We start from the raw sequence: 14,452 nt of genomic DNA on the forward strand, positions 1-14,452 counted from the left end.
AGGGGAAAAACAATGAATCGTACGATGATCACGGCAACAAATACTCTGGCCCAGCTGCAGAAACAGATGGATATTGTCAGCCATAATGTGGCCAATATTGATACAGCTGGCTTTAAAAGACGGGAAGCCAATTTCACTGATCTGCTTTTTCAGCAGTTCAATAATCAGCGGAATCAGGCTGCCGAGGCAGGAAGACTGACACCGGCAGGCATCAGGCAGGGCGTGGGCGCAAAGCTGGCACAGTCCCAAATCGTCATGCAGCAGGGTTCGTTAAAAGCAACAGACCGGCCGCTCGACTTTGCTTTCACAAAGGAAGGCCAGTATTTCCGTGTGCTGGAGCAGACAGAAGACGGAGCCGCGGTGCGTTTTACCAGAGCGGGTGCTTTTTATTTAACACCGGTTTCGGATAATGAGACTATGCTTGTGACAGCTGACGGACTGCCGGTTCTTGATGAAAATAATAATTCGATTATAATAAATGGACAGGCTAAAAATTTTAAACTAACGGATACAGGGAGCTTTTTGGCCGAAGCAGCCAATGGTGCCATCCAGGAATTCAATCTTGGAGTGGTTCTGATCAACAAGCCTCAATTCCTGGAGCAAAAAGGCGATAATCTTCTTGGCCTGCCGGAAGGAATAGAAGGCGAAGGGATTTTTTCAGAGCTGAACGGTGCACTCCGCGGACAGATTGGAATGGCCCAGGGTTCCCTCGAACAGTCCAATGTGGATTTGTCCAAGGAAATGGCAGAATTGATCAACCTCCAAAGGGCTTATCAGTTTCAGTCCAGATCCGTCTCCATGGCTGATCAAATGATGGGACTGGTCAATGGAATACGTTAGATAAAAAGGGGAAATAAAATGTCAGTAAACAACAGTAATCAAGAAGCAGTCAAGACGCGTGAACAACTGAAAAGTGAACGCAGCAAAGATGAGTCACCGCGTAAAGGGCGGGTTCGCATCCGTCTCATTCCGATCTGGCTTCGGATTATTATTGTCGTGCTTTTAATTTTCCTGAGCGTTACGGCAGGAGCCGCGGTCGGGTATGGTGTCATTGGCGGCGGCGAAGTAAAGGATATTTTTTCAAAATCCACCTGGATGCATATTATGGAACTGGTGGAAAAAGAATAGAAAATGAAAAGGAGGGCTGAAAACCCTTCTTTTTTTGAAAGATAAGAAAGTATATAATTTTTGAACGTCGATAACTGTCTAGCTCCAGCGCCTACCCCCTCGAGGTCACAAGCTTGGCTTGTTTCGGCTCCTAGGGACTCGGGATCATAAGCCGTTTCCTTCCAGAAGGAAAAACGCCTTCTTACAGGAACCGTCTTATGCCTGTCGTCCCTGGACAGTCGCCTCCACATTTCGGGCAATCCTCCCAAAAAGGCAAAGAACGCCTTTCCGGGAGGATTGGCTTGTGCTTGTCGGGGGTGGGCAAGGCGCTTCCGCTTTTCTTGTTGGCACTTTGCGTATCATCATTTTTTTAGTAACATAAATATAAGCTATTAGTATCTGGTACTAAATAATGCATGGGAGCGATACATATGAAATTGAATGTAGAAGAAATCAAAGAAATAATCCCTCACCGATATCCATTCCTGTTCGTGGATTCCATTGAAGAGCTTGAGCCCGGAAAAAGAGCTGTCGGTAAAAAGAATGTAAGTGCCAATGAGGAAGTGTTCAATGGGCATTTCCCTAATTACAATGTATTCCCGGGATGCCTGACGCTTGAAGCATGTGCGCAGACAGGTGCTGTGGCGCTGCTGTCACTGGATGAATATAAAGGAAAACTGGCCTTTTTTGCCGGTGTGGAGAAATGCCGCTGGAAACGCCAGGTGCGGCCGGGCGATACACTCCTCATGGAGGTAGAACTGCTTTCCGTCCGCAGAGGAATCGGAAAAGGCAAAGCGCGTGCGACCGTTGATGGCGAAGTCGCGATGGAAGCGGAAATCATGTTTGCGATTGAAAGATAATGATTAAAATCCCGTACACAATGTGCGGGATTTTTTCTGTAAAAAAAGATGCAAGTTGTTTCGATTTTTGGGAAATATAAAGGAAGACCAATGCAGCAGGTCAACAATACATCTTTTGAAAGGAGCTTTTACGATGAATAAAAAGCTTTTAACACTTATCGGAGGGACCGCTCTTTCCGCCATGCTACTGGCAGGCTGTGCTACTGATGATCAGGAGCCGCCGCCGGAAGATGATACAATCACTGAGGAAAATGGTGATGTAAATGATGGCGATATGACAAATGATCTGAATGAAAACACTGATGACAACGACATCAACACAGATGATGACGGCGACATGATGGAAGACAACAACGAGCCGGGCGAAGATGCTGTGGAAGATAAGCTTGATATGCAGGATGAAGATAATAAAGATAAGTAATAGCTAAAAAAACTCCCGTCATGACTGAGCGGGAGTTTCTTTGTTTTCCTTTTTTGCAGTGGCCAGGCGCGGCTTGCCTTGCATCTTAACCTTGAATTCATCGAGAAGATTGTCGCCGGTATAGCCCTTGTCCAAGAGGTCCTGAAGCAGCAATTCGGCGTAATCATTTTTCGTTCTTTTGAGTGATCCCTCAAAAAGGATGCTGATATGGTTTTCCAGTTCGCTGATAGAGGTAATTTTAGTTTGGAATGCGGCTGGATCGTTTTCTTTTTTGGTAATAACAACTTGGATGGTCAGCTCGTCCTCATCATCAGCGCGCTTTTTGAAGTACTCAAGATAGGATTTATCAATAAATGCCTCCAGAAGCCAGTTGCTCTTTTCATCTTCTTTATTGATAATCAATCCGTCATCCAGTTCAATATCAATCAGGCCATTTTCTTCCACCAATTGCAGAGAAACAAGTTTAAATGTTTTCATGGCTTACCTCCATCTCTAAAATAAGTTGTTTAAAAAAATTATAACACAGGCCAATCTGAAAGCGAATTTGACAGTTTGTCGAATTTTCTTTTTATTAATGCTGAAAATTGTATTTTCGAGGTCATTTTTTGCTGGAAAGGGGTGGAAAATTAAATTTTAAGGGTGTTTTTGCCGAAAAAGCACTTTGAAAAACACATTTTCGCTTTTTTACATAAGGGAGAAGTTCCGGCTATGATAAGGCTATCAAAGAGAGGAGATGAATACCATGATCAATCAAGTGACCCTAGTGGGAAGGCTGACAAAGGATCCTGAGCTGAAAAGGACACAGGAGGGTATTCCGGTAACAAATGTGACACTGGCCGTTAACCGCCAGTACCGGAACCAGAATGGTGAAATCGATGCAGACTTTGTGCAGTGCACCTTATGGAAGAAAACGGCTGAAAATACATCCCAGTATTGCCGGAAAGGAACCCTGATTGGAGTAACCGGGCGGATCCAGACAAGGCATTATGATAATCAGGAAAAGAAGCGCATTTACGTAACAGAGGTGGTAGCGGAATCCGTCCGCTTTCTTGAACGGAAGAAGACAGAGGACATTCCGGTGACTGTAACCAAGGAGGAGCTTCCGTTTTGAATGAAGTGTCTGAAAGAGAAAAGGCAATGGAATATATGCTCGAAAGCCTCATCAAAATGCTCGGAAAATCAAACCACAGAGTCGATGATCTGAACAAACGAGTCCTCCAGCTTGAATCGCTCATCCGTGAAACGGTCATGCAAAACAGCCATACACAAGAGCTTCAAACAGCTAAACGCTTCTCCATCATGAATTGACGGCATCCCCATCCAGCTGTCCACACATATTCCTTCCATATAGAGAATCAATCACATCCCCAAAACTTCCCCAAATTGGAACCCGGTACACTTGTGCCGGGTTATTTTGATGGTGACATTAATGGTGACAGGCACCGCCCGAATTTTGTCGAATAACCTAAAATTCCTTCAATGCATGAATGTTGTGCTTAATCATTCTCACAGCGAGGGCTTTTTTCTTTTCGTTAAAGGTGTATATGTCCAGAAGAGCCTTTTTCAGGTCCGGATAGTGGCCGATGATTTCCCGGATCATCTCCATATCTTTATCATCCGGGTTTTCCTTTAATACGGACTTGTCCGCTGAGTAGGAGGACGGGCTCTCCAATTCGTCAGTCAGTAAGGTCTTGTTCACTTTATACACTTCTGCCATGTGAACGAGGGTTTGGTAAGTTGGGGTGACCTTGCCTGTTTCGTATTTGCTGATGGTTGAGCGATCCACTTTCAGCATTTCCGCCGCAAAATCCTGAGTCCATTTTCGGTCTGTTCGTAACTTTTTCAGTATTTCAGGTAAAGACATCGTTTTCACCGCCGTTTGCTTTCTTTCTTTTAACTTAGCGGGAATAAAGTATAAAAAGGCTGTTTGTGAACGTATGTCACGTTATTAAATGTGATTGATATTCACAAATAACAATTACTACTGAATAGGTATTATGAACCAGGGAGGATTTCCGCGTAATATGTCGAATATGTTTTTTGAAAATAATAAAAGGGAGGGGATTTAGTGGGAAAAGGAGATAAAACCGGGTACCTGTATTTTCAAACAGAAAATAAAAGTCTAAATACTAATCATCAGCCAAGCTTCTTTGATGCGCTTCAGCTCATTAAGCTCCAGAATAACAAATCCTATCAAAGAATTCCTCTAAGAAGCCATACTTCACTTATGTTCAACGATACGGAACGAACTATTCACTACAAGTTTAACTTTTTATTAAGCCAGGTGGCAATTAACGCCGGGGACAAGAAACCTACATACCAGCTGCTATCCTGTTTTATTATAAAAGAAGGCAGCAAAGTCACGTTTCTGACGCAAAAACCCAATAAGCCGGAATATGCAAAAATAAAAGAACAGCCTTCAAGCCTTTATGCATATCAGGGACTTGAAGACTGAATCAACTCTATGTCAGGTGAACCAGATCCCGCAGCTCATCAGTTGAAAGCTCGGTAATCCAGTTCTCGCTCGTAATAATCTGATCATTAAGGGACTGCTTTTTTTCAAGCATAGCATCTATTTTTTCCTCGAGTGTGCCGGTAGCAATCATTTTATGGACATGAACAAAGCGTTTTTGCCCAATCCGGTAGGCGCGGTCAGTCGCCTGATTTTCCACGGCAGGATTCCACCAGCGGTCATAATGGATAACATGGTTTGCTGCCGTCAGATTCAAACCGGTTCCGCCGGCTTTAAGAGACAGCAGGAATACCGGGAACTCATGATTCTGAAAACGGCTGATCATAGAATCCCGTTCGTGCTTTGGCACGCTTCCGTTTAAAAACGGCACGTCGAATCCGAATTGTTTTTTCAGCAGGCGGGCGATCATATTCCCCATTTCAATATATTGGGTAAAAATCAGGCAGCTTTCTCCCTGCTCATGAACAGCGCCGACAAGTTCGCTTAACTTTTCAAGCTTTACAGAACGCTCAAGGACATGCTTAGGCTTCTCTTCTTTTAAATAAAGGGCCGGGTGGTTGCACAGCTGCTTTAAGCGGCTTAATAACTGCAGAATCAGGCCTTTGCGTTCAAAGCCTGAAAGGTTTTCGATCTGTGCGAATGTATCCTGGACAAGCTGCTCATATAGGGAAGCCTGCTCAGCAGTCAGCGGACAATACTCCTTCTGCTCAAGCTTATCAGGCAGGTTCAGGGCTACATCTTCATCCTTTTTCGTTCGGCGGAGCAGGAAGGGGCGGATATAGGACTGCAGCTGCTTAACTTTGTTTTTGTCGTCATCCTTCTCGATCGGTAGAACATAGCGCTTCTGGAACTGACCGAGACTGCCGAGATAGCCGTGGTTCGTAAAGTCAAAAATGGACCAGAGTTCGGTCAAGCGGTTTTCCATCGGCGTGCCGGTTAGGGCAATATGGTGCTTGCCCTTTAACTTCCGGACAGCCCTCGATTGCTTTGTCTGGGCATTTTTAATATTTTGGGCTTCATCAATCGAAATGGAGCTCCATTCAATTGCTTCAAAATCCTCCAGATCCATATGGGTTAGTCCATAGGATGTCAGCACAATATCAGACTCCATTACTTTTTCAGAAAAGCTTTCTCCCTTCAGGCGGTTGGATCCGTAATGGAGATATACGCTCAGGCCAGGGGCAAAGCGCTCAATTTCCTTTTGCCAGTTGCCAAGAACAGATGTTGGGCACACGATGAGAGATGGGCCGCTGTCTTCATCCTTTTTAACTTTTAAAAGATAGGAGATCAGCTGAATCGTTTTTCCAAGACCCATATCATCTGCCAAAATGGCGCCAAACCCATAGCGGCGCAAAAACAGCAGCCAGCTCATCCCAAGCTTCTGGTAAGGGCGGAGATCACCCTTAAAGCTTGCCGGGACCTCTTCAAGCGGAAGGTTTTTAATATCGCGGAGCTGCTTCACCATCTGTTTCCATTGGCGGTTAAGCTCGATTTGAATCCGGGCAAATGTCTTAGGATTATCCAGATCGTCTTCCTGGGTGCTCCCGTCAGCCATAAGTTCCTGCTCAATCAAATCGCGGACATGCAAACCTTCTTTTTCCGCTTTCTTCATTAAATCCTGGATATGGCGGACAAAGTGTGGATCCAGCTTAATCCACCGCCCGCGAACGTAGACGAGCCGTCTTTTTCCTCGACCATGCCCCGGAATTCTTCCTCTGTTAAGTCAACGCCATTCATGCTGAAGCGCCAATCATAATCAAGCATGGACTGCAGCCCGACAAACGAAGGACGATGGCCTCCTGTTCCTTTCACTTTTGCTTTTACCTTCAGGCTTGCATTCTTCATTGCCTGCCACCACGATGGAAGCAGAATTTCAACGCCAAGTGCCAGCATGGTTTCGCTTGCCTCTGTCAGAAAAGTCCAGGCTTCATCTTCCGTCAGCATAGTCGAAATCTCGCCGGGCTTGCCTTCAAGCCATGGGAAAAGCTCCAGCCAGCGCTGGATCTCTTTTTCAATTGAATCCTCATAATCATGCCAGTCATGCGGATAATTCGAATAATCCCTGTAATCGACAAATACATCGGGGTTCTTTTTATCGCGCAGAAAGATCGTCAAATCCCAGCTGGTATTAATATTCCCGGGCTCTTCCAGCTTAAGGCCGATTGAAAAAGGAGCTTCATTTGCTTTAACCCCTATCCATTCCTGCCAGCTTTCTTCGTCAAAATAAGCTGCTAGGTCGCGCGGTGAGAGATGCTCACTCCGCAGGGCTTCAAGCTTTTCACCGAACTGCGCTTTCGCATCCTGGTTTTGATTCATATAGCCATCAAGGGAGCGGTGAAATAAATCCCCGATAAATTCCCTGACTGGAGAGTCTTCTACCATCTGCTCCCAAAAGTTTGCGCCGAATTCGGTGATTACACTTTCCGGCAGCGCCCAGCGGAAATGACCTTGTTCCCAGGCTGCGAAATCCGGCATCCATTCCTGGTCCACAATCGAATCATAAAGAGCATGAGAGGAGGCCAGCAGAATTTCGGCCGTTTCATCCCAGCTCCAATCAATCAAGCGGTTGAATTGTTCTGCCGCAAAAAGGGTGACCAGCTGCCATCCGCTTACAGAGATCCCTTTAATGCCGTCTGCCTCTGCAGCATCAAGCATGGTTCCGAAAAAGCTTTCCCTGTGATGGTTAAAAAGAAGCGGCTTCCATTCCTTCGGAGAAAGAAGGCGACCCTCTTCATCGACAGCAAAAATCAGGTAGCGGTCATTGTTTATTGGTTTCACTTTCACATGAAGAAATCTCGTTTTAAGCATCGATTAGCTTACCCCTTTTGCATTCTTCCTGAAAGGCGCGGAGACGTTTCGTTTTTTCAAGCAGCAATTCAAGAAAAAGCTGCCAGTCTTCCTGGCGTTTCAGCTTGTTGTACAGCGTGCGAAGCTTTTTCATTTTCCGAACGGCCTCGCGGTAATGATCTCTGTTTTTCATATTAATATGGCCTGTGATGGACTGATGAAAAAGCGGCAGGAGGATGGAGGGCTCCTTTTTGCTGATTTCCCTGATCCGGTCCTTGCCAAGAGAATCAAGATCAAAGCCGATAAAGGCCTGCAGATCTGCCCATTTCATGAATTCACCTTTTTCAAAAAGCAAATATTCATAGTCATTATAGCTGTACGGCAGCGTCTCCATCAGGGCTTTCTCGTACAAATCCATTTTGCTGCTCTCCAGGCAGTAAGGAGAAATCGCCTTGATGGACATCCGGGTAAAATCCATACAGGCGTAATAGTCATCAATTTCTTTCAGATAATCACGTAATTTATGGATAAAAGCTTCTGCATACGGGCCCATCCGGTTCCAGTCCTTGTTGGCTGAAAAGTAATCGAGCCAGTAAAGCATATAAGGTGTCATTAAGACATTCGGCACATTTAGAACACGGAGTGCCTGTTCATCATTGCGTTCAAGAATCTGAAGATGCACATAACCAGCCACTGACGGCATGTTTGCCTCTTCTTTGACGAAGGATTCCAGCCTTTCGATCTCTGCTTCACGCCATTCTTTCTTTTTGAAAAAATGCGTCCATAACAGCCGATATAAATGGGTTCGTTCATACTCCATCCCAAAGGAACCGTTGATCAGTCCGGCAGAATCATCCTTCAGCTTTTCAATAAATTGATCGAACGCGAAGGGGAGGGAGTGTACCGACAGTTTATTCATGATCTGGGCGGAATCTTCCATAAGGGACTGATAAAGATGGCGGTAATAGCGGTCAATCAATTCCTCGCCATGGCCGTATTTCCTGCTCAGCGCCATCAGCTTTTTAAAAGAAAAAACATAGCCGATCAGAAGGTAAAGAAGCTTCCATTCCTGCTCCACCGGTGCTCCCGCTTTCATGCGGCGCAGATACACATGGAAAAGCTCAGGCAGGACATAAGGACGGGGCTCTCCCTGTTTTTCCATCAGCTCGGTAAAGCTTTCGTCGAATGAAGCAATCCAGCGATCATAATCCGCCTTCATCTGGCCGGAGGATTTTAAAAGATCCTTTGCTTTTTGAAGCCCCCAATTCTTGGCGGTCTGCTTTTCCTTGATCGGCTTCCGCCATTCTTCAATCCACATGGACACACTTCTGGCTTTAGAGAGAAGCTGCAGAAAGACAGCAGTCTGATGGCGGCAAAAACCTTCGGCCGGACAGGAACACTCACTCAAATGAATGAACTCAAGATCCAGCTCAACCTTTGCGGGAGTCACATCCTGTACGGTCGCCGACACCTTATCACCTTCAAAGCGCAGCTGATACACAAGCCCCTGCCGAAAAAGCATCAGCCCCTTCTGCACCAGGCGCACATCCTCCTCATTCTCAGCCCGCAGCAGCCCCTTCAGCTCATTCGCTGCAAACTCCAAAGGCTCCAAAAACCGCTCCGGAATCATGTTCATACCTCCTTATTGGTGACAGGCACCACCCGAATTTTGTCGAATCTATTTAGAACAGGGCTCCCGTAAAACGGGTTAGTCGACCCTGTAAAGTACATTCCTTTATTATAACATTTTGGACAGCTGGAATGAAGGTGCGCGCTGTTTCAAAAAAAGTTGAGGGAATTTCTTAATGGAAATCGAGCGGGTTATTTGGGGTAACTTCGGACCAAATGAGCAGAAATGATGCAGTTTGAGTCTGAACTTGGAGCAACTTCAGACAGAGAAGGCTGAAATTATCCACTTTGAGTCTGAACTCAGGGTAACTTCAGACTCAAAAAGCAGGAAAGCGCCAGTTAGAGTCCGAACCCAAGCCCCCTAAAGCAGGAAAGAACTACTTATTTACCAAAAAACTCTTAAAAACCCCAATCTATAACGATTGGGGCATCTTTCTTCCGCAAAAAACCGCGTTGATATGCTATCATGAGCTACTCAAAACAGTTTATGTGCGGATAGCCTCAATTTCTGTGCGGAAGACATTTGTCCAATTTCCAAACCACATCTCCGCCAGCCTAACGAGGGTCCCGCTCCTGCCCAGTTTTCAAATCAATGACCTTTACCGGGTTCTCCGGTGCATCAACCGTCTTGCTCGCAGGGGCCGCATTTCCGTTTTCCACCCAGTCAACTAGCAGATCGAAGGACTGGTGAGCATATGGAAGCAGGGGCTGAAGTTCCTGATCCGGGTCAGTGCCCGGGTTCCAGACCAGGCTGTCGACATGGTTGCCGTTCTCAATCGTATACATTCTGTGCAGGTCCTGCTTTCCGGCTTTCTTGACCAGCTTTTGATATCCCTTTGCATGGATCTCCGGGAAAATCAGCGAATCAAGAGAACCTGTAAAAGAGATGAGCGGCACATCAATATCGCCCGTATTGGCCACCGCCTTTATATTTTCTTTCACTTCCTTCGGCCGGGTCACATACTTATAATCTTCAAAAATAGGATCATAGGAACGATCTCTCACGCCATTAACGAAGTTCAGGTAATTGCTCCAATCCGTCCGGCCTGGTGCTTCCGGATCGAAATGGTCCCGATAGATATTCAGCGAGACAAACCAGTATACTTGATCATGGTAGGCCCACAGTTTTTCCGACCCTTTTGGCAAGCCTGCTTTGTATAGCTCTTTAACCGCTTTTTGCTGGTCTTTGCCGCTGCCGTACAAAGCTTCCTCAGCATTGTTCACAACAGTGGTCAGGGAACTGATCAAGTTTTCTTTTTTCTCCGTCCAGAGAACACCTTCCCAGTCGACTCCTCCATCAAAAAGCCGCGGTTCTCCGGTTTTCTCCGGATCATCATTTTCAAGAGCATAACGCACGACGTATCCGCCATTGGAAATTCCCATTGCATATGTAGGAATCTTATGCTCTGCCGATACTAAATCGCTCGCCGGGTCAGAAGAATCCGCCGGATCGATCAGCCCATCCGAATAATGGCTGACTAAGTACTGCTGAGCGGCTTTCGTAACCTGGCGGAACCGCTGATGCCATTCTGCGACGCTATCGTCCTCACCGGCCAATGCATTCTTTACTTTTGCCAATGGATCAGCCGAATCTTCCTCGCCCTGGGTCCCTTTATCAATCGCTGCAAAAGCATATCCTTTTTCCAGTACATAATCGCTGAAAAGCAGATCGGTCGACGTTTCATTCCTTGTCGCCGGGATTCCCGAAACTACCAGGCGCCCATTCCAGTGATCCGGAACCCTAATGACAAACTGGGCATCTTCAAAAATGCCATTTACCTGAGTCCCTGTTACAGAAGCAGGCTTGTACATTTGGTGCCAGCCGGTTCCTTCTGCTGCATTTCCCCATAGATAAGGAGCCAGGCCGATATTGCCGTAAAGGGTTGCCTGCTGATATTGGAGGGGATTCTTAGTTGTGAGCCAGTTGTTGCCGGCGCCGTCAAAGTATTGTTCGGTTACTGTGTGTGCACCAGGTATGATCGCCTGGTTTTCCACAGCAGTTTGCTCCGCAAAACTACGTTCCGGAAAAAGTGAAAAGCTTAAAACAGAAGCCAAAGATAACGCGATCAGCTTATTTTTCAGATAAATCCATCCCTTCTTCATCATCTCTTCCATTACTATTCTACTTTTACTAAAAATGGAAATCATGGGTCATAATGTTTAATTAATTGAATATTCAGTTCACAAGCAGAGCATTCAAAATTGTGATGTCAAACCGATACTAGTACTATAGACTTATTATCGGAACAAGTTGGAAGCAATGAGAATTCAGGGGAAATTGGGCGCTTGAATGAATTCGAGCTAGTAGCGCAACCGGCCAGCACTTACAGGGGACCCGTCCTTTTGTAAGGATATGTTCTGACACACTTTTTGAAAAGAGGAAGAGCATGCTTACAACGTATCAGCCTAATCATGTTAAAAGCACACAGGTTCTTGAAAAAGAAGCTGTTTTGGCTGCAATTGAAAATTCTCTGGCGATGATCGAATTTGATGGGAACGGGAAAGTGCTCTGGGCAAATGAGAATTTTGCCCGCACCGTGAAATATCGGGCAGAAGAGATGCCAAATATGCTGCATAAGCAATTTTGCACACCTGAGTTTGCAGCCAGCAGGGAATATAAAGCGCTTTGGAGAAATCTGCGCAATGGCAAAAGCTTTCAGGAAAAAATCCAGCGTGTGACGAAACAAGGAGATGTCATCTGGCTGGAAGCTACATACACACCGGTCTTCGGGGAGGATGGCAAGATCGCCGGTGTTGTGAAGATTGCTACTGATATAACGGAGCGGGAAACGAATACAGCACAGGTGGCATACCAGCTTCAGGAAATGTCAGAAGCCCTTAGTGAAAAAGCAAAAGCTGGAATTGCAAGAAGTGAAGAGGCCGCTCAGGCAATTGGCAAGCTCGTTCTTGAGTCCAAAGGGAACCTGGAAATCCTCCATTCTCTCAAATCACAGGCACAATCTATCGGCAGCATCGTAAAAACGATCCGGGAAATAGCGGCGCAAACCAACCTGCTCGCCTTAAATGCAGCCATAGAAGCCGCGCGTGCAGGCGAGCATGGCAGAGGCTTCAATGTCGTTGCCGGCGAAGTGCGAAAGCTCGCAAACCGGGTGCAGGACTCCATCCAGGAAGTCAACGCCCATATTGAAGGAATATCTAGTGAAATTAACAAAATCAGTGACGCTACCCTGCAATCGCAGTCAGGCATCTCTGAAAATCAACTTCTCAATGAACAGGCGGTATCCTCATTTAAAGATATCGGGGAAGCAGCAAGAAAACTGGATGAGCAGGCAAGGAGCTTTAAAAGCATATTATAGATGAAACGAAGTGACGGAGCTGCTTTTATAGCAGCTTTCTTTTTTGGGTGACAGGTACCTGTACCAGTTTATAGACCACTAATCACTATTGCTATAGTGAAAGATTATTTATTGAGCTGTTCAATTTTAAGGTTTTTTACCATCCATCTGCAGTAATTTTGTTTTTGCATACTTTCGGTTTCTCCGGAAAAAAGTTCAGTTATTGGCGTGAGGTTAAGGAAATCAGGTGATTGCTGGTGTGGGTAATAATAGAAGGGGAAGCTTGACCAGCGGTAATTTTGGGGAGCATCCGTAATATTTGCTTCAACCGGATTTAAGTGAATATAGCGGCTAACCTCTAGCAGCCCATAGAGATCATAAATAGGCTTACTGAAGAATCGTTTCTCAAATAAATGTCCCTGTACTTGATATTTTTTATTGTAGTAATCAGCGTAATATTTATTAACGTTTCTCATTACCCTGGAAAGTGAGGCATCTTGAGTTTTTATCATGAGATGATAGTGGTTTGACATTAAACAGTAGCTTGCAATTTCGAAGCTGGAAGAACGATGAGTGTAGTGAAGGATATTCAAAAATGAGATAAAGTCTAAATCATCTTCAAACAAGTTAGCCCTCCAATTACCACGGCTGACCACATGGTGGTAATGGTCGGGACTCCAAATTCTTTTAGGGCGTGTCATTCTATGTTCTCCTTTCATAATTCTCCTTATATATATTCTCTCCTTGGAGGAAGAATTCCTTTAATTCGACAAAATTCGGGTGGTGCCTGTCACCGTTTTTAGAAAACTCTTGAAATAATCCCCCATACCAGCTAAACTAATAATATACAGTTTTCCGTATATTGATCAAAGTAAAGAGGTATCACAATATGAGCCGTATTTGGGAAAGTTTATATTCAAAGAATGGGCTGGCTGCGAAGTTTATTGCGAAGGAGCTTATTCAGTTTTCGGAGGGAGAGAGAATCCCCGGGTAAGTGATTTTACAGACAAGCTATCCCTGGGCCGCGGGACTGTGCAGGGGGCATTAAGAGTGCTGGAGGATCTGCATGCCATCTCGCTTGAATCCAGAGGGCATCTGGGAACGTTTCTTAAAAAAAGGGACATCAACCTGCTGTACGAAATTGCCGGCATCGGACCGGTGATGGGGGTTATGCCGCTGCCCTATTCACGCAAATATGAGGGATTGGCGACTGGCATTGTCGAGGGCTTTGAGGAAATCAACAAGAAGTCTGGCCTTGCTTATATGAGAGGAGCCCGAAGGCGGGTCGAATCCTTAAAAACCCGGCGCTACGATTTTGCGATCATGTCCCAGCTGGCGGCAGAAGAAGCCGTACAGGAGTTTGACGGACTGGAAATACTCCATATTCTTGGACCGGAGACCTATGTAACATCCCATAAAGTCTTTTTCTCAGATAGCAAAAACAGACAAATCAAAGATGGCATGAAAATTGGAATCGACTATTCATCCGCCGATCAGGCCAATATCACCCTCCTTGAATGTGAAGAGCACAAGGTTGAACTGATAAAAGTAGACTATATGCAGCTTTTCAATATGCTGAAAAACGGCACTATTGATGCGGCGGTCTGGAACGCAGATGAAGTGAGGGCACTAAAAACGTTTGCCTCCTCTGATTTTAAGTCGAAAAAGGCAAAGGAACTGGCTATTAAAGCAACCACAGCTGCCATTGTCATTGAAAGTGAAAGAACAAATATCAGGGAACAAATCCAGCTCCTCCAGTTTAATAAAGTGGAAGAGATCCAAAGGCTGGTAGAGGAAGGGAAAAAATATCCGCACTATTAAGAAACTGAAGTTCTAGTTTCTTAGCAGCATTAATATACTAAATACTGTATTTTGGAGG

14 protein-coding genes, 2 pseudogenes and 1 riboswitch are annotated in these 14,452 nt (G+C 45.4%); of the genes and pseudogenes, 10 read left to right on the forward strand and 6 right to left on the reverse strand.

Annotation, left to right across the window (positions count from 1 at the left end; genetic code table 11):
- Nucleotides 1-12: 12 nt before the first annotated feature.
- The 4 genes from LLY41_RS02265 to LLY41_RS02280 all read left to right on the forward strand — a co-directional run bounded on the left by LLY41_RS02265 (nt 13) and on the right by LLY41_RS02280 (nt 2,388).
- Entirely contained in the window at nt 13-840 is an 828-nt protein-coding gene (locus LLY41_RS02265; protein WP_304586787.1) for a flagellar hook-basal body protein, read from the forward strand.
- 18 nt (nt 841-858) lie between these two features.
- On the forward strand, nt 859-1,128 hold the full coding sequence (locus LLY41_RS02270) for a DNA-directed RNA polymerase subunit beta (RefSeq protein WP_304586788.1): 270 nt from the start codon (nt 859-861) through the stop codon (nt 1,126-1,128).
- 410 nt (nt 1,129-1,538) lie between these two features.
- Nucleotides 1,539-1,967: a 3-hydroxyacyl-ACP dehydratase FabZ gene (fabZ, locus tag LLY41_RS02275; protein WP_061792847.1), complete on the forward strand. Its 429-nt coding sequence runs from the start codon at nt 1,539-1,541 to the stop codon at nt 1,965-1,967.
- A gap of 133 nt (nt 1,968-2,100) precedes the next feature.
- Entirely contained in the window at nt 2,101-2,388 is a 288-nt protein-coding gene (locus LLY41_RS02280) for a hypothetical protein (RefSeq protein WP_095243272.1), read from the forward strand.
- Nucleotides 2,389-2,406: 18 nt separating this feature from the next.
- Here LLY41_RS02280 and LLY41_RS02285 read toward each other — a convergent pair whose 3' ends face one another.
- Nucleotides 2,407-2,865: a YwpF-like family protein gene (locus LLY41_RS02285; RefSeq protein WP_304586789.1), complete on the reverse strand. Its 459-nt coding sequence runs from the start codon at nt 2,863-2,865 to the stop codon at nt 2,407-2,409.
- Nucleotides 2,866-3,130: 265 nt separating this feature from the next.
- Between LLY41_RS02285 and ssb the strand changes: the two genes are divergently transcribed.
- Together ssb and LLY41_RS02295 are read left to right on the forward strand one after the other, a co-directional pair.
- Nucleotides 3,131-3,499, forward strand: coding sequence for a single-stranded DNA-binding protein (gene ssb, locus LLY41_RS02290; protein WP_095243274.1), 369 nt, complete (start codon nt 3,131-3,133; stop codon nt 3,497-3,499).
- 5 nt (nt 3,500-3,504) lie between these two features.
- Nucleotides 3,505-3,696: a hypothetical protein gene (locus LLY41_RS02295; RefSeq protein WP_304587998.1), complete on the forward strand. Its 192-nt coding sequence runs from the start codon at nt 3,505-3,507 to the stop codon at nt 3,694-3,696.
- 157 nt (nt 3,697-3,853) lie between these two features.
- Here the strand turns inward: LLY41_RS02295 and LLY41_RS02300 are convergent, their stop codons facing one another.
- A complete protein-coding gene (locus tag LLY41_RS02300) occupies nt 3,854-4,252 on the reverse strand; it encodes a helix-turn-helix domain-containing protein (RefSeq protein ID WP_179288960.1) in 399 nt (132 codons plus the stop codon).
- A 204-nt stretch (nt 4,253-4,456) separates the two neighbouring features.
- Between LLY41_RS02300 and LLY41_RS02305 the strand changes: the two genes are divergently transcribed.
- Nucleotides 4,457-4,843, forward strand: a complete 387-nt coding sequence (locus LLY41_RS02305; protein ID WP_095243277.1) for a hypothetical protein — start codon at nt 4,457-4,459, stop codon at nt 4,841-4,843.
- Between the two features lie 7 nt (nt 4,844-4,850).
- Here the strand turns inward: LLY41_RS02305 and LLY41_RS02310 are convergent.
- From LLY41_RS02310 to LLY41_RS02320, 3 genes and pseudogenes are all read right to left on the reverse strand, one after another.
- Nucleotides 4,851-7,669, reverse strand: a pseudogene (locus LLY41_RS02310) (DEAD/DEAH box helicase).
- On the reverse strand, nt 7,662-9,278 hold the full coding sequence (locus LLY41_RS02315; protein WP_304586790.1) for an SWIM zinc finger family protein: 1,617 nt from the start codon (nt 9,276-9,278) through the stop codon (nt 7,662-7,664). Before LLY41_RS02315 ends, LLY41_RS02310 begins: the two are co-directional and overlap by 8 nt.
- A gap of 554 nt (nt 9,279-9,832) precedes the next feature.
- The gene (locus tag LLY41_RS02320; RefSeq protein WP_304587999.1) at nt 9,833-11,359 is read right to left on the reverse strand and encodes an alpha/beta hydrolase; all 1,527 of its coding nucleotides are present in this window, start codon (nt 11,357-11,359) and stop codon (nt 9,833-9,835) included.
- A gap of 162 nt (nt 11,360-11,521) precedes the next feature.
- Nucleotides 11,522-11,605: riboswitch (cyclic di-GMP riboswitch) on the forward strand.
- Nucleotides 11,606-11,664: 59 nt separating this feature from the next.
- Between LLY41_RS02320 and LLY41_RS22555 the strand changes: the two are divergent.
- Both LLY41_RS22555 and LLY41_RS22560 read left to right on the forward strand, forming a co-directional pair.
- A pseudogene (locus LLY41_RS22555) lies at nt 11,665-12,060 on the forward strand (PAS domain-containing protein); the annotation flags it as partial.
- A 42-nt stretch (nt 12,061-12,102) separates the two neighbouring features.
- Nucleotides 12,103-12,594: a methyl-accepting chemotaxis protein gene (locus LLY41_RS22560; RefSeq protein WP_441294255.1), complete on the forward strand. Its 492-nt coding sequence runs from the start codon at nt 12,103-12,105 to the stop codon at nt 12,592-12,594.
- A gap of 104 nt (nt 12,595-12,698) precedes the next feature.
- On the opposite strand, the gene LLY41_RS02330 is transcribed toward LLY41_RS22560, so the two are convergent.
- Complete coding sequence (locus LLY41_RS02330; protein ID WP_304586792.1) at nt 12,699-13,274, reverse strand: transposase; 576 nt, start codon at nt 13,272-13,274, stop codon at nt 12,699-12,701.
- Between the two features lie 331 nt (nt 13,275-13,605).
- Between LLY41_RS02330 and yhfZ the strand changes: the two genes are divergently transcribed.
- The gene (gene yhfZ / locus LLY41_RS02335; RefSeq protein WP_304588000.1) at nt 13,606-14,394 is read left to right on the forward strand and encodes a GntR family transcriptional regulator YhfZ; all 789 of its coding nucleotides are present in this window, start codon (nt 13,606-13,608) and stop codon (nt 14,392-14,394) included.
- Nucleotides 14,395-14,452 lie beyond the last annotated feature (58 nt).

Origin of the sequence: Cytobacillus firmus (assembly GCF_023612095.1) — a bacterium.
Classification (GTDB): Bacteria; Bacillota; Bacilli; order Bacillales; family Cytobacillaceae; genus Cytobacillus.

Bases quoted from the DNA above. Each gene is read 5' to 3' on its own strand.
- LLY41_RS02265 (WP_304586787.1), top strand. From the start codon at position 13: ATGAATCGTACGATGATCACGGCAACAAATACTCTGGCCCAGCTGCAG.
- LLY41_RS02270 (WP_304586788.1), top strand. From the start codon at position 859: ATGTCAGTAAACAACAGTAATCAAGAAGCAGTCAAGACGCGTGAACAA.
- fabZ (WP_061792847.1), top strand. From the start codon at position 1,539: ATGAAATTGAATGTAGAAGAAATCAAAGAAATAATCCCTCACCGATAT.
- LLY41_RS02280 (WP_095243272.1), top strand. From the start codon at position 2,101: ATGAATAAAAAGCTTTTAACACTTATCGGAGGGACCGCTCTTTCCGCC.
- LLY41_RS02285 (WP_304586789.1), bottom strand. From the start codon at position 2,865: ATGAAAACATTTAAACTTGTTTCTCTGCAATTGGTGGAAGAAAATGGC.
- ssb (WP_095243274.1), top strand. From the start codon at position 3,131: ATGATCAATCAAGTGACCCTAGTGGGAAGGCTGACAAAGGATCCTGAG.
- LLY41_RS02300 (WP_179288960.1), bottom strand. From the start codon at position 4,252: ATGTCTTTACCTGAAATACTGAAAAAGTTACGAACAGACCGAAAATGG.
- LLY41_RS02315 (WP_304586790.1), bottom strand. From the start codon at position 9,278: ATGATTCCGGAGCGGTTTTTGGAGCCTTTGGAGTTTGCAGCGAATGAG.
- LLY41_RS22560 (WP_441294255.1), top strand. From the start codon at position 12,103: ATGTCAGAAGCCCTTAGTGAAAAAGCAAAAGCTGGAATTGCAAGAAGT.
- LLY41_RS02330 (WP_304586792.1), bottom strand. From the start codon at position 13,274: ATGACACGCCCTAAAAGAATTTGGAGTCCCGACCATTACCACCATGTG.